Consider the following 16,389-nt stretch of genomic DNA (forward strand, 5'->3'; position numbering starts at 1 on the left):
ACCGTGCCCGTCGGCCGCTCAGCGCGTCGCGCCTCCGCCGGGGGATGAGCGGACGGCGCCCTCGCGCAGAAGCACCGTGGAGCGGATCCCGCGCTCACCCCCGTCACCTGGGCCCGGCGCCGTCCTCGACCGGGTACGGCACGAACGTGGTGCTGTTCTGGTCGACGAGCAGCGGGCGGCCGAGCGGGGGCGCGGCCCGCTGGGAGCAGTCGAGGCGTTCGCAGACGCGGCAGCCCATGCCGATGGGGGTGGCGGCGGAGGCGTTGCCGAGGTCGAGCCCGTCGGAGTAGACGAGCCGTGCGGCGTGGCGGATCTCGCAGCCGAGGCCGATGGCGAAGGTCTTGCCGGGTTCGCCCCAGCCGCCGCGGTGCCGGGTGACGGCCCGTGCCGTCCACAAGTAGCGCTGCCCGTCGGGCATTTCGGCGATCTGGACGTGGATGCGGCCGGGGGCCGTGAACGCCTCGTAGATGTTCCACAGCGGGCAGGTGCCGCCGGCGCGTGAGAAGTGGAACCCGGTCGCGGACTGGCGCTTGGACATGTTGCCGGCCCGGTCCACCCGCACGAAGGAGAACGGCACCCCGCGCAGCCGCGGCCGCTGGAGGGTGCTGAGCCGGTGGCAGACGGTCTCGTAGCCGAGGCCGTAGCGGTCGGTGAGGCGTTCGATGTCGTACCGCACCTCCTCGGCGGCCGCGTGGAAGGCGCCGTACGGCAGGATCAGGGCCGCGGCGAAGTAGTTGGCGATGCCGATCCGCGCCAGGGCGTGGACCGGCGAGCCGGGCGGGAAGTCCTCGGCGGCCAGGCGGTCGAGTTCCCCGCCGTGCTCCTGGAGGGCCAGCTGGGTCGCCATGCGGAAGGCCCGCTGGCCGGGGCGCAGGCGCGAGGACAGATGGAGGGTGCGGCTCCTCCCGTCGTAGTGGTGCAACCGGTCGCCGGGCTCGGCTGCCAGGTGGATGCCGTGCGTCGCGGCGAGCCGCGCGGTGAGGGCCCCGATGACCTCGCCCGGCCGGATGCCGATCTCCTCGGCGAGCCGCTCGGCCGCGAGGTCGGCGTCGTGCAGGTAGTTCTGGCGGCGGTAGAAGAAGTCCCGGATCTCCTCGTGCGGTGAGGACACGGTCCCCCGTCCGCCGCCCCGGCCAGCCGCTCGGACAGCTGCTGGTTGCGGCGGCCGAGGTCGAGCAGCACCTGGGCGACCCCGGGCAGGCGGGACGCGAGGTCGGCCAGATCGGCAGCGGAGACGCGGGCCTCGGCGATCTCACCGGCCAGCGCCTCGCGCAGGTCCGCCACCAGCCGGGTCGCGTCCCGCTCGGAGAAGAACCCCGGGTCGACGCCGAACGCCTCGGTCAGCCGCAGCAGTACGGGAACGGTGAGCGGACGGGAGTCGTGCTCCATCTGGTTCAGATAGCTCGGTGAGATGCCCAGTACCCGGGCGAGGTCGGCCTGGCTCAGCCGGCGCTCCTCCCGCAGCCGCCGAAGCCGTGCCCCCGCATACGTCTTGCCCACCGACCACTCCCCCACACCGGGTAACCGACCCGGTCAGCGTACGGGAAGCACCCCTCGTCCGCGCCTTCGCAAGATTGGCAGAAACCGCTCCGAAGATTCGCAGAAGTTGGCAAGCAGCCAGCCTTGATGGCACTCAGTGCCAGTGCCAGAGTCTTAGTGCGGCCCGCCGGAACCGGCAGTCACAACCCGCACCGGGGGCACGATTCATGCCCTGACGTCGGAGATCCCGGAACGGGCGGTGACCGCGCCGGCAGCATTGCTCAGCTTCACCCCTCCAGGGTGACGGCGGGCCGCATCCCAGCAATAGACACGCAGTGCCATCCGACGTCGGAGCGGCTCGGAATTGGCAGACGCAACAGACCGAGGAGACGTGACAGTCATGGCAGAGGCGAGGACGCAGGCGGCCGGGGAACTCGCACGGCGCTGGGCCACCGACCCCCGGTGGCAGGGCATCGAGCGCACCTACGGCGCCGACGACGTGGTCCGTCTGTCCGGCAGCGTCCGCGAGGAGCACACCCTCGCCCGGCGCGGCGCCGACCGGCTGTGGCGGCAGCTGCACGAGCAGGACTACATCCACGCGCTCGGCGCCCTGACCGGCGGTCAGGCCGTCCAGCAGGTCAAGGCCGGACTCCAGGCCATCTACCTGTCCGGCTGGCAGGTCGCCGCCGACGCCAACCAGGCCGGCCACACCTACCCGGACCAGAGCCTGTACCCGGCCAACTCCGTTCCCCAGGTGGTGCGCCGGATCAACAACGCGCTGCTGCGCGCGGACCAGATCGCCACCGCCGAGGGCGCGGGCGACACCACGGACTGGCTGACGCCGATCGTCGCCGACGCCGAGGCCGGCTTCGGCGGTCCGCTGAACGCCTTCGAGCTGACGAAGGCGATGATCGCGGCCGGCGCGGCCGGCATCCACTACGAGGACCAGCTCGCCTCGGAGAAGAAGTGCGGCCACCTCGGCGGCAAGGTCCTGGTGCCGACCTCGCAGCACATCCGCACCCTGAACGCGGCCCGTCTCGCGGCCGACATCGCCGACGTGCCCACGGTGATCATCGCCCGCACCGACGCACTCGCCGCCAACCTGCTGACCACCGACGTGGACGAGCGCGACGCCGAGTTCGTCACCGGCGAGCGCACCGCCGAGGGGTTCTACCGGGTGCGCAACGGCATGGCGCCGGTCATCGCGCGCGGCCTGGCCTACGCCCCGTACGCCGACCTGATCTGGGTGGAGACCGGCACCCCGGACCTGGCGCAGGCCCGCGAGTTCGCCGAGGCGATCCACGCGCGGTACCCGGACCAGATGCTGGCCTACAACTGCTCACCGTCCTTCAACTGGAAGGCGGCCCTGGACGACGACCAGATCGCCAAGTTCCAGCGGGAGCTGGGCGCTATGGGCTACCGCTTCCAGTTCATCACCCTGGCCGGCTTCCACTCCCTCAACCACGGCATGTTCGATCTGGCGCGCGGCTACGCCGAGCACGGCATGACCGCCTATGTCGACCTGCAGGAGAAGGAGTTCGCCGCGCAGGGCCAGGGCTTCACCGCCGTCAGGCACCAGCGCGAGGTCGGCACCGGCTACTTCGACCTGGTGTCCACCGCCGTCAACCCCGCCTCCTCCACCACCGCCCTGGCCGACTCCACGGAAGAGGAGCAGTTCCACTAGGCCGCCGGGCCGGGCGCCCGCCCCGGCCGCCCCCTTGGCCGAGCGGAGGGCGGACGACCGTCCCCGTCCCCCTCCGCTCCCCTTTCCCCCTGGAGATGCCGATGTCCACCATCGCCCCGCCCCACCAGGTCCGTGTCCTTGCCGCCGGAGGTCACCGGCACGACGAGATCCTCACGCCCGCCGCCCTGGACTTCGTCGGCCGCCTCGCCGCGGCCTTCGGGGACCGCCGCCGGGAACTGCTCAAGGAGCGCCGCAGGCAGGCGTTGCGGTTGGCGTCGGGCTCCCCGCTCGACTTCCCGATGGTCACCTCAGCCGTCCGGGCCGACCCGGCCTGGCGTGTGGCGCCGCCCGCACCGGGCCTGACCGACCGGCGCGTCGAGATCACCGGGCCGCCCGAGCGCCGTATGACCGTCAACGCGCTGAACTCCGGCGCAAGGGTGTGGATGGCCGACTTCGAGGACGCCACCGCCCCGCTCTGGGACAACGTCGTCGGCGGACAGCTCAACCTGCTCGACGCCATCGAGCGGCGCATCGACTTCACCACCGGCGAGGGCAGGGAGTACCGGCTCGGCGAGCGGCTCGCCACCATCGTCGTACGGCCGCGCGGCTGGCACCTCGACGAGGAGCACCTGGAGCACGACGGGCGCCCGGTGCCCGCCGCCCTGGTGGACTTCGGCCTGTACTTCTTCCACTGCGCCCAGCGCCAGATCGACGCCGGGTACGGCCCGTACTTCTACCTCCCGAAGCTGGAGAACCGCTACGAGGCCCGGCTCTGGAACGACGTCTTCCTCCTCGCCCAGGAGCTGCTCGGCATCCCGCGGGGCACCGTCCGCGCGACGGTCCTCATCGAGACGATCACCGCCGCGTTCGAGATGGAGGAGATCCTCCACGAGCTGCGCGAGCACAGCTCCGGTCTCAACGCGGGCCGCTGGGACTACCTGTTCAGCCTGATCAAGACGTTCGGGCACCGCACCGACTTCCTGCTGCCGGACCGCGCGAAGGTCACGATGACGGCCCCGTTCATGCGGGCCTACACGGAGCTGCTCGTGCGCACCTGCCACCGGCGCGGTGCCCACGCGATCGGCGGTATGGCCGCACAGGTGCCGGGCGGGGACCCGGCCGCGAACGAGGCCGCGCTCGCCAAGGTGCGGCTGGACAAGGAACGGGAGGCCGAGGACGGCTTCGACGGCTCCTGGGTGGCCCACCCCGGGCTCGTGCCCGTCTGTCGTGAGGTGTTCGACGGCGTCCTCGGCGAGCGGCCGCACCAGCTCGACCGCACCCGGGACGACGTGGAGGTCACCGCCGCCGACCTGCTGTCGGTGCGCCGGATCAGCGGGCCGCCCACGGAGGACGGCGTCCGCACCAACATCGCCGTGGCGCTGCGCTACTTCGCGGCCTGGCTGTGCGGGCAGGGCGCCGTCGCCCTCCACGGGCTCATGGAGGACGCGGCCACTGCCGAGATCGCCCGTGTGCAGGTCTGGCAGTGGCTGCGGCACCGGGTGATCGAGCGGGAGACGGTCCGGGAGGCACTGGACGACGAGATCGCCGCGCTGGGCGCCGAGTACCCGTGGGCACCGGTCGACGACGTCCGTGCGCTCTTCGAACGGACCGTGCTCTCGGGCGAGTTGCCGCTGTTCTTCACCCCGGACGCGTACACGCGGCACCTCGTGCGGCGGGCGGAGGCCGGAGCGTGAGCGGGGACGTCCGACGGGTCGGTGTGGTCGGCGGCGGCCAGATGGGCGCCGGCATCGCCGAGGTCTGCGCACGGGCCGGCCTCGACACCATGGTGTGCGAGGTGGACGCGGTCGCGGCCCGCGCCGCACGGAAGCGCGTGGCCGCATCGCTCGAACGCGCCGTGCGGCGCGGCAAACTGGAGGAGACCGCCGCCGCGGACGCGCTCGCCCGCATGGTCTTCACCGGCAGCCTCGACGACCTCGCCGACCGGCAGCTCGTCGTCGAGGCGGTCGTGGAGAACGCGGAGGCCAAGACCGGGATCTTCGCCGCCCTCGACAAGATCGTCGAGGACCCGGCGGCCGTTCTCGCGACCAACACCTCCTCCCTGCCGATCATGCGTCTGGGCATGGCGACCGGCCGCGCCGACCGGGTCGTGGGCCTGCACTTCTTCAACCCCGTGCCGGTGCTGCCCCTGGTCGAGGTGGTGACCTCCCTGCACACGTCACCGGAGACGGTCGCCGCGGCGGTGGACTTCGCGGCCGGCGCGCTCGGCAAGACGGTGGTCCACTCGCGGGACCGGTCGGGCTTCGTCATCAACGCGCTGCTCATCCCGTACCTCCTGGCGGCGGTCCGGATGGCCGAGTCCGGCTTCGCGACGGCGGCGGACATCGACACGGGCATGGAACTGGGCTGCGCGCACCCCATGGGCCCGCTGAGGCTCGCGGACCTGATCGGCCTGGACACCGTCGCGTCGATCGCCGAGTCGCTCTACGCCGAGTTCCGCGAACCCCTCTACGCCCCTCCACCACTGCTCCAGCGCATGGTGGAGGCGGGGCTCCTCGGCCGGAAGTCGGGCCGCGGGTTCCACATCCACGACCAGGACTGAGGGCCTGGTACGACGCGGGCCGAGGGGGCCCGCAACGCCGGGGTGAGGGTCCCGGCGGGGGCATCACAGGGGCAGGGCGGGAAGCGCGTGCGGCGCTTCCCGCCCTGTGGCATGCCCGTCCCGCCGCACCGTCCGGATGGTGGACGTCCGCCTCCCCCCGGGCACGGCGAACCCGTAGGGTGGCCGGAGCAGCTGGTTCGCCCCGTCAGCCAGGCGGGATGCGTCGCAAGAGGGAACCCGGTGGGAATCCGGGACTGCCCCGCAGCGGTGAGCGGGAACGACCGCCGTCATACGCACTGAGCCCGACGAAAAGGGCCTGGGAAGCGACGGCCAGTAGGTGTCTCGTACGACAGAGACGTGCCCGCGAGTCCGAAGACCTGCCAACTGCCCGCGTACGGACCGTTCCGTGCGCGGACATCCCGGTGACCTCGAGGGCGGGTCGGCGAACACACCAGGCGGACGACCGCGCAGACCGCGCGCGCGGGGTCGGGTTCCGCCCGGTTCGTCATCCCTTCGCGCTCTCGTCCCGTCCCCGGGACCTCAGGGATTCATCTCGCGAAGGAGATCTCCGTGACCAGCGAGTCCGCAGCCGCGGCAGCACGCGCCACCGTGTACGGCTACCCCCGCCAGGGCCAGGGCCGGGAACTGAAGAAGGCGATCGAGGGCTACTGGAAGGGCCGCGTCACCGCCGGCGCCCTCCGCGCCACCGCCGCCGAACTCCGCCGCGGGAACTGGCGGCAGCTGGCCGAGGCCGGCATCGACGAGGTGCCGACCGGCGACTTCTCGTACTACGACCACCTCCTGGACACGACCGTGATGGTCGGCGCGATCCCCGCCCGCCACCGGGACGCCGTCACCGCCGACGCCCTGGACGGCTACTTCGCCATGGCCCGCGGCACCCAGGAGGTGGCGCCGCTGGAGATGACCAAGTGGTTCGACACCAACTACCACTATCTCGTACCCGAGTTGGGGCCTGACACGGTGTTCGCCGCCCACTCCGCCAAGCAGGTCGGTGAGCTGACCGAGGCCCTGGCGCTCGGTCTCACCGCCCGGCCCGTGCTCGTGGGTCCCGTCACCTACCTGCTGCTGGCCAAACCGGCTCCCGGCGTCGCCACGGACTTCGACCCCCTCACCCTGCTGGACCGGCTGCTGCCGGTGTACGCCGAGGTACTCGCCGACCTCCGGGCCGCCGGCGCCGAATGGGTGCAGCTCGACGAGCCGGCCCTGGTCCAGGACCGCACCCCCGCCGAGCTGAACACCGCCGCCCGCGCCTACCGCGACCTCGGCGCCCTGACCGACCGTCCGAAGCTCCTGGTGGCCTCCTACTTCGACCGCCTCGGCGACGCCCTGCCGGTGCTCGCCAAGGCCCCGGTCGACGGGCTCGCGCTCGACTTCACCGAGGCCGCCGCGGCCAATCTGGACGCGCTCGCGGCCGTCGGCGGCCTGCCCGGCAAGCGCCTGGTCGCGGGTGTCGTCAACGGCCGCAACATCTGGGTCAACGACCTCGGCGGGTCCCTGTCCACGCTCGGCACGCTGCTGGGCCTGGCCGGCCGGGTCGACGTCTCCGCCTCCTGCTCCCTCCTCCACGTGCCGCTGGACGCCGCGGCCGAGCGGGACATCGAGCCGCAGATCCTGCGCTGGCTCGCCTTCGCCAAGCAGAAGACGCGGGAGATCGTCACCCTCGCCCGGGGCCTCGCCCAGGGCACCGACACGATCGCCGCCGAACTCTCGGCGAACCGGGCCGACCTCGCCTCCCGGGCGGGTTCCCCGATCACCCACGACCCGGCCGTCCGAGCCCGCACCGGCGCGGTCACCGAGGCCGACGCCCGGCGCTCCCAGCCGTACTCCGAGCGCACCGCCGCCCAGCGCACCCGGCTCGGCCTGCCCCTGCTGCCCACCACCACCATCGGCTCGTTCCCGCAGACCGGCGAACTGCGCACCGCCCGCGCCGACCTGCGGTCCGGCCGGATCGACACGGCCGGGTACGAGGAGCGGGTCAGGGCGGAGATCCAGGAGGTGGTCTCCTTCCAGGAGAAGGCCGGCCTCGACGTCCTGGTCCACGGCGAGGCCGAACGCAACGACATGGTCCAGTACTTCGCGGAGCAGCTGACCGGCTACCTCGCCACGCAGCACGGCTGGGTGCAGTCCTACGGCACCCGGTACGTGCGCCCGCCGATCCTGGCCGGCGACATCTCCCGGCCGGAGCCGATGACGGTGCGCTGGACGGCGTACGCCCAGTCGCTCACCGACCGGCCGGTCAAGGGCATGCTCACCGGTCCGGTCACCATGCTCGCCTGGTCCTTCGTCCGCGACGACCAGCCCCTCGGCGACACCGCGCGGCAGGTCGCCCTGGCGCTGCGCGACGAGGTGGACGACCTGGAGGCCGCGGGGACGTCGGTCATCCAGGTCGACGAGCCCGCGCTGCGCGAGACGCTCCCGCTGCGCTCCGCCGACCGGCAGGCCTACCTGGACTGGGCGACGCGGGCCTTCCGCCTCACCACCGGCGGGGTGCGCCCGGACACCCAGATCCACACGCACATGTGCTACGCCGAGTTCGGTGACATCGTGCAGGCGATCGACGATCTCGACGCCGACGTCATCAGCCTCGAAGCCGCCCGGTCGCACATGCAGGTCGCCCGCGAACTCGCCGGCCACGGCTACCCGCGCGAGGCCGGGCCGGGTGTCTACGACATCCACTCCCCCCGCGTCCCGAGCGCCGAGGAGGCCGCCGAGCTGCTGCGCACCGGCCTGGAGGCCATCCCCGCGGAACGGCTGTGGGTCAACCCCGACTGCGGCCTGAAGACCCGCGGCTGGACCGAGACCCGGGCCGCTCTGGAGAACCTGGTGACCGCCGCCCGCACGGTCCGCGGCGAGCTGCCGGCCTCCTGACCCGGCACCGGTCGCCGGCCCGGGCCTGCCGAAGCACATGTGGAAGGAGTTCTCCGCGTACCCGAGATCGGGGTCCGGCGGGATCGGGGCGCGGCCCCGGCGACGGCGCTGATCGGCGGCGACCACCGTCGGCAGCTTCGCCGGCAGGGCCAGCGACTTGGCGCGGTGGGCGGCGGGCGAGCCGTCGTCGTCGGTCGGGTCCTCGGCGCCGAAGAAGCTGACGGCGGTGCGCAGCACGTCCATCGGGTGGCAGGTGTCCGGCAGCCGGGTGAGCAGCTCCAGCGTGGTGCGGTCCAGGGGACGCAGGGCGCGTTCGCGGGCGCGGAAGTCGCGGAGCTGTCCCCCGTCGGGGAGTTCGCCGTACCAGAGCAGGAAGGTGACCTCCTCGAAGGAGCGGCGGGCGGCCAGGTCCTGCACCGGGTAGCCGTGGTAGGTCAGGGAGTTGGTCTGCTGGTTGAGCCTTCCCGGCGACGGGCCGCCGGGCCACCGTTCCAACGTGCGGATCGTGTACATCGCTCAGCTGCGGATCCGCGAAAACCGCGAATCCTGCGGATGCTAGGTTCGCAGGCAGGCCTGGGGGGGAACGGGAGGTGGGCGCATGGCACGGCGGCCGGGGACACGGAAGGCCTACGCCCATGCGAAGCTGCGCCGCGACTGCGCCCAGCGGGCCCGTCCGCCCGCGGGGGGACGACTTGCCGTCGACCCCGACCGGCGGCCGTACGTGCCGTACGCGGTGGAGACCCACACCCCATGACACCGACAGCAGGAGCAGCCACGTGACCAGCCGTGCCACCTTCGTCTCGCCCGCCACCTGCCCGTCGCTGCGGCAGGCGCGCTTCTACGACGGCGACCCGATCGACGAGGCGGGAGCGGCCCGCGCCCGCGAGGCCGCCGGGACGCTGGCCGCGCCCGCGCGCGTGCTCGTGTCCCCGAGTGCGCGCTGCCGGCAGACGGCGGCCGCGCTCGGCTTCGAGGGCGTGGGGACGCCCGAACTGGGCGGCCTCGACGTGGGCGCCTGGCGGGGCCGCACCCTCGACGAGGTCGGGGCGGCCGAGCCGGAGGCGGTGGGCCACTGGCTCACCGATCCGGGCTGGGCGGCACACGGCGGGGAGTCGGTGCGCGAGATGTGCGAACGGGTCGGGCGCTGGCTGGACTCCGCGCGGCACACGGACGGCCGCACGGTCGCCGTGGTCGAGCCGGAGGTGGTGCGGGCCGCGGTCACGCGAGTCCTGGGCCTGCCCGAGGCCGCGTTCTGGAGGCTCGACGTGGCGCCGCTGACGGCCACGGAACTCAGCGGGCGGGCCGGCCGCTGGAATCTGCGGCTGGGCAGGCCCCTTGGCGTCTCGGCGCAGGGCGACGCCGTGGCGCCGTAGGGCAGGGCGCCTCGGGAACGCCCGAGGGCCACGCCTCGTCGCGGAGGCGTGGCCCTCGGGTGCGTCAGGCGGCGCCGACGGGTTCCGGCTGTTTCGGCGCGGGCTTGGCCGAGGCCCGGAGCGCCGGATCGAGCAGCCGCTCCGCCATGGGGGCGAAGACGAGGCCCAGGGCGGCCCACAGCAGTGCCTGCGCGGCCACCGAGTAGAAGCGGAAGGAGAACAGCACGTCCGCCGGGAAGCCCGGGTAGACGATCGCGCCCTTGGGGTTGGTCAGGGGCAGGGGCGTCTCCGTGGCGTGGTGGCCGTACTCGTGCACGTTGGCGGAGAGCTCACCGAGCTGCGGCAGCAGTGCCATCACGATGCCGATGGCGACGACGTAGACGGCGCCGGCGAGGAGCGTGGCGTTCCAGTTGCCGAAGCGGGACTGGAGGCGCTTGCCGAGCCAGACGGCGCCGACGAGGAAGACCACCGAGCAGACGACCATGGCCAGGTACAGGTTGCCGCGGTCCTTGATCGTGTCCGGGTGACCGATCGCCGGCGGATTGGCCGGGTACTTCACGAACGGCACCAGGTAGACGCCGAGGAAGCCGCCGAGCGCCACCAGCATCGCCAGGTTGCGGGGACGCAGGTTGCCGACCCGGCCGAGGCAGACGGCGTAGGCGACGGCGAACAGGGCCCCCATGGCGATGCCGAAGAAGACCATGCCCACGCCGATGCCCACGTTGGCCTGGATCGTGCGGCTGAAGATGTCCGGATCCGGGGCGCCGGGTGCGATGCCGGCGGCCTTGTCGAGAGCCTCCTGCGCGGCGTCGCGGCCGCTCTCGTAGTCGATGGCCTTGTTGATCTGCGGCTCGGCGAAGATCCGGGCGAAGACGAAGGCGAGCAGACCGGCGACCGCGCCGGCGATGACGCCGCGCAGTATGAGTCTCTTTTCCATGTTCAGATGTCCGTGTCCGTGCCGGCTCCCGTCAGTGGCAGGGGAAGCCGAGGAAGTGGCGGGCGTCGTGCACGAACTCGTGGACGTGCATGTCCTTGCCGAAGACGGAGTAGGCGCCCTGGTCGACACCGATGAAGTAGTAGAAGGCCAGCGCGATCAGCGCGGTTCCGACGAGCCAGAACACCGCCTTCGCGGCGGGCAGGACGACCGGGGTGGGAAGCGCGGCGGGCGCGGACATGCTGCTCATGAGTGAGCCTCCTTCAGGGGATCGTGCGTCCCTCGGTTCAGTGGAGCGTCATGACGGCCCAGGGTCTGACTCCAGACCCGCCCTGGGGAGGATCTGTTCACAGTGGCGCGACCGTGCTGGAATTCCACCAGCTTCCTTAGGCCGTCATTACAAACGGAGCGTACGGACCCACGAGATGGTCCGTCAATCGGACAACTGGCCGAGGGGGTGTGGCCCTGAGCACTCACCGCCCTGCGTAGGACCGGTCCCCCTCCCGGCCGGTCGCCCGCACCGTCCGGCCCGTGTCCGCCCACTGGCGCCGGCAGGCCCGCGTCCGCCCTCGGTAGTGAATTCGTACTAGTCGACGGCCAGTTGCGGAGGGGCCGGGCCGCGATCGCGTGGACGGCGTCCTGCGTGCCCGAGCGCGAACGAAGGCACCGGTACGGCTCACCAGGCCGCCTCCGGGGCGGCTTCCGGCCCGGCGAGGCCGAGTTCGTGCTCGCCGAGCGGCGCGAAGAAGCGCTGTACGTCGGCGTCGGTCACCTCGGCCAGGGTGGCGGGCGACCAACGCGGGTCGCGGTCCTTGTCGATGACCTGGGCCCGGATGCCCTCCACCAGGTCGGGGGTGCTCAGGGCGGCGCACGAGACGCGGTACTCCTGGTCGAGGACGCGCTCCAGGGGCCCGAGGCGCCGGGCGCGGCGCACCGCGGCGAGGGTGACCTTCAGCGCGGTCGGCGACTTGGCGAACAGGGTTTCCGCGGCCTCCTTGGCGGCCGGGTCGCCGTGCGCGAGCAGCCGGTCGGTTATCTCCTCGACCGTGTCGGCGGCGTAGCAGTCGTCGATCCACTCCCTGCGCTCCGCCAACTCGCCCCGTGGCACCGGCCGTACATGGCGGGCGAGCGCGTCCCGTACGGGAGTGTCCGCGAGGCCGTCGACGAAGTGCGGGAGCGCGTCGGCCGGTACGAAGTGGTCGGCGAGCCCGCACAGCAGGGCGTCGCCGGCGCCGATCTGCGCGCCGGTCAGGGCCAGATGTGTGCCCAGTTCGCCCGGGGCGAGGGCCAGCAGGTAGGTGCCACCGACGTCCGGGACGAAGCCGATCCCGGTCTCGGGCATGGCGATCCTCGACCGCTCCGTGACGATGCGGACGCTGCCGTGGGCGGAGAGGCCGACCCCGCCGCCCATCACGATGCCGTCCATGACGGCGACGTACGGCTTGGGACAGCGGGCGATCCGGGCGTTGAGGCGGTACTCGTCGCGCCAGAACGCGGCCGACGCGGTGCCGTCGCCGTCGCGGGCGTCGTCGTGGATGCGTCGGATGTCGCCGCCCGCGCACAGGCCGCGCTCCCCGGCGCCCGTGACGACCACGGCCTGCACGGCCGGGTCGTGCTCCCATGTGGTGAGGGCCGCGTCGATGCGGCGGACCATCGTGTGGTTGAGGGCGTTGAGCGCCCTGGGGCGGTTGAGGATGACGTGGGCGGCCCGGCCGGTGGTGCGGAACAGGACGGGTTCGTCGGTAGCGGTCATCCGAGCGCCTCCGTCAGGCCCCGGGCCACGATGACTCGCATGATCTCGTTCGTTCCTTCCAGGATCTGATGGACGTGCGGAGCGCGGACGATCTTCTCGATGCCGGACCCGCCGAGGCGGCTGGAGCGCACGGTCGGCGACCGAGTACCGCCGGGGTCTCAGGAACCCACGGTGCGCCGCGGCGGCTTGAAGGCGTACAGGTCGAGGATGTCCGGCAGCGGTGCCACGCCCGGGCCGCCCGCACGCACCCAGGCGACGATGTCCTCGGTCGCGTCCGCATCGTTGACGAGGCCGAACCAGACCGGCCGCGCACCGGCGGCCCGGCCCGCGGCGGACGGCTGTACGACGACCACGTTGGCCTGGTCGCACACGTCGAGGCACTCCGAGACGCGCACCGGCACCTCGGCCCGCAGCCGCGCGGTCTGCGCCGCGTGGTCGACCCCTGTCACCTTGGGGGTGCCGCAGCAGCAGTCGCGGCAGACGACGACCCGGCACGGCACCGGTTCGCCGCCCTTCGCGGCCCCGCTCGACGTCTCTTCCGTGGGCTTCCCGGGCACGGCGCCGCTCCCCTCTTCCGGGGAGATCCGCCCCGGTGTCGCTCGAGGAGGCGACCGCGTGAGTCTCCTGGCTCCCGGCTCGCCGCTCGCCCCGCCGTGCCACCCGCGTCGCCGCGGTGGCCCGCCCGAACTCACTCGCCGGTCACAGTGGCGGGACCGCGCCGGATTCACACCGGCTTCCTCGGACCGCCGTCGCCTTATGTCGCCGATCATCATCGCATCACGCGGTACCGGCACGACCTCCGGGCGCCGTGCGAGGGGCCCGTCCTCACGACGGCGGTGGTGCGGGAGGCGCGTCCGCCTCCAGGGCGACAGCGCGGAGGATCGCCGCGAGCCGGCCGACCGCCTCGGTCGCCGGGTGGGGAAGCCGGGCCGGGAGCAGGCGCCGCCGCTCCTGGGGACCGCCGCGCACCGGGAGGACGCGGACACCCGGTGGCGCCATGGCGCCGAAGACGGCCGGCACGGTGGTCAGCCCGCAGCCCGCGGCGACGAGCCGGAGCTTGGCCAGCCAGTCGCGGGCGGTGTGGGCGATCTCGGGCCGCTCGTCCAGGCCGGGCCACACGCCCATCGCACGGTCCTCTCCCGAGGAGGAGCCGGCGATCCGGCACTGACCCCGCAGACTCGAAGGTGGCGCAGGTCGCCGCCGTCCGGGCGGTCGCGGCCGAACGCCGCGAGCGCGACCTCGCCACCGGCACCCTCCTCGCCTCGGTCTGCCCCGGCATGGTCGACACCGCGACCTCCCGGCCCTGGTTCAGCGACTACAGCCAGGCGCAGACGCCCTCCGAAGCCGCCCGGGCCGTGCTCGACGTCGTGTTCGCCGAGCACGTCGACCCCGCCCTGTACGGCGAGTTGATCCGCTTCGGCAAGGCCCTGGACTGGCACGACGGCACACCCCCGGTGGAGCAGGACCGGATGCTCAAGCCCTGAGGCCGGCTGCTCGACACGCCTCGGCCTCCCGGGATGTCGACTTCACAGACGGGCAGCCGTCCCGTCGGTCCGTTCCCACGGTCACGTTCCTCCCGGCGGGCGTGTCGTCGTACGCGTCGTGCGCCTCTTTGCGACGCCCGCGGCGGTCGGTACGGGGTCGCGGTGGGCGGTACCGCTGGTCACGGGATGCGGACGCGGTGCGCGCGCCGAACCGGGCAGGAAGCAGCGCCCAGGTTGCATCGATTCTGCGCGTCAGGCCGTCGCGACGCCCGAGTCCTCCAGGCAGCGGCGGAGCCGGTCGAGGCCGCGCCGGGTGTGGCTCTTGACCGTGCCGAGCGGCCAGCCGGTGATCCGGGCGATCTGGGCCTGCGTCAGGTCCTCGTAGTAGGCCAGGTGCAGCACCTGCCGCTGCGCGGAGCTGAGTTGGCACAGCGCCCGGCCCACCACCAGCCGGTCCAGGGCGGCTTCGGGCTCGGCGCCGGTCTCGCGGTGCTGCTCCGGGAGCAGTTCGGCGGCCACCGCGGCGAGCCGGGCGCGACGCGCACGGGCGGCGAGCGCGTCGGCCACCTTGCGCCGGGTGATCCCGACGAGCCAGGCGGCCGGTGTGCCCCGCTCCGGCACATATCCGTGCCGGCCGCGCCAGGCGTCGGTGAACACCTGCTGCGCCACGTCCTCCGCCTCCCGCGCGTCCCCGAGCGCCTGCTGGGCCAGCCCGTGGACGAGACCGCCCCACCGCCGGTGGAGGGCGGACCAGGCGGCGGCGTCCGCGGACAGCGCGATGCCGTCCGCGGCGTCCGGTGACGGATGGGCGTGAGCGGGCTCGACGGTGGTGACGGAGCCGGGTGCGGCCGGAATTCGGTGCATGACCACGTCTCTCCTAGTGAGCCGGGCGGGCGTCGCCGGTGGGCGCGGCACTGGTCCGGTCGGCGGTGCGGCCTCGGGCCCACCGCGCGGTACGTGCCGCTGTCCCCTTGGTTCAGCGTGCGCCGCGGGGAAAGGCGTGGACAACTCGCATCGATCGTGCATCGCTTAACCTGGGGACAGGGACTTCCCGGACGGCTGACGGGCCGCACGGAGCAGCGGAAGGTGACGGTCATGAGTGAGGAGACGGAGGCGGCCGGCCTGACCACGGGCGCGGTGGCCCGCCGGCTCGGTGTCTCCCCCACCACCCTGCGCTCCTGGGACCGCCGCTACGGCCTGGGGCCCGCCTCCCGGTCGCAGGGGCGTCACCGGCGCTGGAGTCCGCGGGACGTGGCGATGGTCGAGGAGATGTGCCGACTGGCGGCGGCGGGCGCGCCCCCGGCCGAGGCGGCCCGCGTGGCCCGTCTCACGCACGGCGAGGGGGCTCCTTCCCCCTCTCCTTCCGGGCGTCCCCCCGTGGCGCCACCTCCCCGGGAGGACGCCCGGCGCGGCGGGGCCGGGGGCGGGCTGCCGCTCGGTGACGTGCGCCAGGAGTGCCGGGGGCTGGCCCGGGCCGCGGTGCGGCTGGACGCGCCCGAGCTGGAGAGCCGGCTGCTGGACGCGGTCAGGGAACACGGGCTGACCACCGCGTGGGAGGAGGTGATGGTGCCGACCCTGCGCGCGGTGGGCCGCAAGTGGGAGTCCTCCGGCGACCGTTACGTGGAGGTGGAGCACCTGCTGTCCTGGCAGATCTCCACCGCGCTGCGCCGCGCGCCGATGGTGCTGCCGCGCACGGCGGAGACCGTCGGCACCGAGCCGGTGGTGCTGGCCTGCGTGCCCGGCGAGCAGCACTCGCTGCCGCTGGAGGCACTCGACGCGACGCTGGCCGAGTTCGGTGTGCCGACGCGCATGCTGGGCGCCGCCGTGCCCGTGGAGGCGCTGGTGGCCTGCGTACGGCGCACCGGCCCGGCCGCCGTCGTGCTGTGGGCGCAGACCCGCTCCACGGCGTCGGCACCGCTGGCCCGGCATGTCGCGGGCCTGCAGTGGGGACCGGCGGGCGCCCGCCGGCGCCCCCTCGTCCTGCCGGCGGGCCCTGGTTGGGACCGCCGCGCGGCCGGCCCCTTCCCCCGCTGCACGGGCCTGCGGGAGGCGGTACGGACCCTGAGCGGCCTGTACGACACGGACGGCGCAGTACGGGGACCGGCGGGGCGGGCGTGAACACCGTCCTCGGACCGGCTGGGCCGGGCGAGCGCCGCACACAGGTCGGCCAGGAGGCCTGAGCCCGTACGGGGACCCGCTGGGCGGGACGGAGCGCTGTTCGCGTGTCGGCGGG

At 73.4% G+C, this 16,389-nt stretch carries 12 protein-coding genes, 5 pseudogenes and 2 riboswitches; of the genes and pseudogenes, 8 read left to right on the forward strand and 9 right to left on the reverse strand.

All coding sequences use genetic code 11. The features are described 5' to 3' along the window. Window positions 1-103: 103 nt before the first annotated feature. A pseudogene (locus ACZ7FF_RS05775) lies at window positions 104-1,500 on the reverse strand (short-chain fatty acyl-CoA regulator family protein). Between the two features lie 379 nt (window positions 1,501-1,879). Here ACZ7FF_RS05775 and aceA point away from each other — a divergent pair. From aceA to metE, 4 genes are all read left to right on the forward strand, one after another. Further along, window positions 1,880-3,163, forward strand: coding sequence for an isocitrate lyase (aceA, locus tag ACZ7FF_RS05780; protein WP_470809800.1), 1,284 nt, complete (start codon window positions 1,880-1,882; stop codon window positions 3,161-3,163). A gap of 101 nt (window positions 3,164-3,264) precedes the next feature. Then, the gene (gene aceB, locus ACZ7FF_RS05785; protein ID WP_470809801.1) at window positions 3,265-4,857 is read left to right on the forward strand and encodes a malate synthase A; all 1,593 of its coding nucleotides are present in this window, start codon (window positions 3,265-3,267) and stop codon (window positions 4,855-4,857) included. Further along, window positions 4,854-5,723, forward strand: coding sequence for a 3-hydroxybutyryl-CoA dehydrogenase (locus ACZ7FF_RS05790; RefSeq protein ID WP_470809802.1), 870 nt, complete (start codon window positions 4,854-4,856; stop codon window positions 5,721-5,723). The genes aceB and ACZ7FF_RS05790 overlap by 4 nt, the downstream gene beginning before the upstream one ends. A gap of 176 nt (window positions 5,724-5,899) precedes the next feature. Beyond that, a riboswitch (cobalamin riboswitch) is annotated at window positions 5,900-6,122 on the forward strand. Window positions 6,123-6,293: 171 nt separating this feature from the next. Continuing rightward, window positions 6,294-8,612 (forward strand): 5-methyltetrahydropteroyltriglutamate--homocysteine S-methyltransferase, encoded by a 2,319-nt coding sequence (gene metE, locus ACZ7FF_RS05795; protein WP_470809803.1) that lies wholly within the window; start codon window positions 6,294-6,296, stop codon window positions 8,610-8,612. 27 nt (window positions 8,613-8,639) lie between these two features. Here metE and ACZ7FF_RS05800 read toward each other — a convergent pair. After that, window positions 8,640-9,125: pseudogene (locus ACZ7FF_RS05800) on the reverse strand (citrate/2-methylcitrate synthase); the annotation flags it as partial. Between the two features lie 85 nt (window positions 9,126-9,210). Between ACZ7FF_RS05800 and ACZ7FF_RS05805 the strand changes: the two are divergent. Both ACZ7FF_RS05805 and ACZ7FF_RS05810 read left to right on the forward strand, forming a co-directional pair. Beyond that, the gene (locus tag ACZ7FF_RS05805) at window positions 9,211-9,366 is read left to right on the forward strand and encodes a hypothetical protein (RefSeq protein ID WP_470810617.1); all 156 of its coding nucleotides are present in this window, start codon (window positions 9,211-9,213) and stop codon (window positions 9,364-9,366) included. Window positions 9,367-9,388: 22 nt separating this feature from the next. After that, complete coding sequence (locus ACZ7FF_RS05810; protein WP_470809804.1) at window positions 9,389-9,985, forward strand: histidine phosphatase family protein; 597 nt, start codon at window positions 9,389-9,391, stop codon at window positions 9,983-9,985. A gap of 64 nt (window positions 9,986-10,049) precedes the next feature. On the opposite strand, the gene ACZ7FF_RS05815 is transcribed toward ACZ7FF_RS05810, so the two are convergent. The 6 genes and pseudogenes from ACZ7FF_RS05815 to ACZ7FF_RS05840 all read right to left on the reverse strand — a co-directional run. After that, on the reverse strand, window positions 10,050-10,922 hold the full coding sequence (locus tag ACZ7FF_RS05815) for a CbtA family protein (RefSeq protein ID WP_470809806.1): 873 nt from the start codon (window positions 10,920-10,922) through the stop codon (window positions 10,050-10,052). A gap of 31 nt (window positions 10,923-10,953) precedes the next feature. Then, window positions 10,954-11,169, reverse strand: a complete 216-nt coding sequence (locus tag ACZ7FF_RS05820) for a CbtB domain-containing protein (RefSeq protein WP_470809808.1) — start codon at window positions 11,167-11,169, stop codon at window positions 10,954-10,956. A gap of 426 nt (window positions 11,170-11,595) precedes the next feature. Further along, on the reverse strand, window positions 11,596-12,672 hold the full coding sequence (locus tag ACZ7FF_RS05825; RefSeq protein WP_470809810.1) for an enoyl-CoA hydratase/isomerase family protein: 1,077 nt from the start codon (window positions 12,670-12,672) through the stop codon (window positions 11,596-11,598). Then, window positions 12,669-12,852 (reverse strand): annotated as a pseudogene (locus ACZ7FF_RS05830) (acyl-CoA dehydrogenase); the annotation flags it as partial. The pseudogene ACZ7FF_RS05830 and the gene ACZ7FF_RS05825, both read right to left, overlap by 4 nt. After that, a complete protein-coding gene (locus ACZ7FF_RS05835; protein ID WP_470809811.1) occupies window positions 12,831-13,229 on the reverse strand; it encodes a (2Fe-2S) ferredoxin domain-containing protein in 399 nt (132 codons plus the stop codon). The gene ACZ7FF_RS05835 and the pseudogene ACZ7FF_RS05830, both read right to left, overlap by 22 nt. A gap of 61 nt (window positions 13,230-13,290) precedes the next feature. Continuing rightward, a riboswitch (cobalamin riboswitch) is annotated at window positions 13,291-13,411 on the reverse strand. An 86-nt stretch (window positions 13,412-13,497) separates the two neighbouring features. Next, a pseudogene (locus tag ACZ7FF_RS05840) lies at window positions 13,498-13,854 on the reverse strand (LysR family transcriptional regulator); the annotation flags it as partial. Here ACZ7FF_RS05840 and ACZ7FF_RS05845 point away from each other — a divergent pair. Beyond that, a pseudogene (locus tag ACZ7FF_RS05845) lies at window positions 13,851-14,156 on the forward strand (carbonyl reductase); the annotation flags it as partial. The pseudogenes ACZ7FF_RS05840 and ACZ7FF_RS05845 sit on opposite strands and share 4 nt — an antisense overlap. A gap of 252 nt (window positions 14,157-14,408) precedes the next feature. On the opposite strand, the gene ACZ7FF_RS05850 reads toward ACZ7FF_RS05845, so the two are convergent. Beyond that, window positions 14,409-15,020: a sigma-70 family RNA polymerase sigma factor gene (locus ACZ7FF_RS05850; protein ID WP_470809813.1), complete on the reverse strand. Its 612-nt coding sequence runs from the start codon at window positions 15,018-15,020 to the stop codon at window positions 14,409-14,411. Window positions 15,021-15,251: 231 nt separating this feature from the next. Here ACZ7FF_RS05850 and ACZ7FF_RS05855 point away from each other — a divergent pair, with 231 nt between their 5' ends. Beyond that, a complete protein-coding gene (locus ACZ7FF_RS05855) occupies window positions 15,252-16,274 on the forward strand; it encodes a MerR family transcriptional regulator (protein ID WP_470809815.1) in 1,023 nt (340 codons plus the stop codon). Window positions 16,275-16,389 lie beyond the last annotated feature (115 nt).

Source organism: Streptomyces sp. NPDC037126 (assembly GCF_055605965.1).

Coding starts and splice junctions, on each gene's coding strand:
- ACZ7FF_RS05825 (WP_470809810.1), bottom strand. CDS start 12,672: ATGACCGCTACCGACGAACCCGTCCTGTTCCGCACCACCGGCCGGGCC.
- ACZ7FF_RS05855 (WP_470809815.1), top strand. CDS start 15,252: ATGAGTGAGGAGACGGAGGCGGCCGGCCTGACCACGGGCGCGGTGGCC.
- aceA (WP_470809800.1), top strand. CDS start 1,880: ATGGCAGAGGCGAGGACGCAGGCGGCCGGGGAACTCGCACGGCGCTGG.
- ACZ7FF_RS05805 (WP_470810617.1), top strand. CDS start 9,211: ATGGCACGGCGGCCGGGGACACGGAAGGCCTACGCCCATGCGAAGCTG.
- ACZ7FF_RS05850 (WP_470809813.1), bottom strand. CDS start 15,020: ATGCACCGAATTCCGGCCGCACCCGGCTCCGTCACCACCGTCGAGCCC.
- ACZ7FF_RS05815 (WP_470809806.1), bottom strand. CDS start 10,922: ATGGAAAAGAGACTCATACTGCGCGGCGTCATCGCCGGCGCGGTCGCC.
- aceB (WP_470809801.1), top strand. CDS start 3,265: ATGTCCACCATCGCCCCGCCCCACCAGGTCCGTGTCCTTGCCGCCGGA.
- ACZ7FF_RS05820 (WP_470809808.1), bottom strand. CDS start 11,169: ATGAGCAGCATGTCCGCGCCCGCCGCGCTTCCCACCCCGGTCGTCCTG.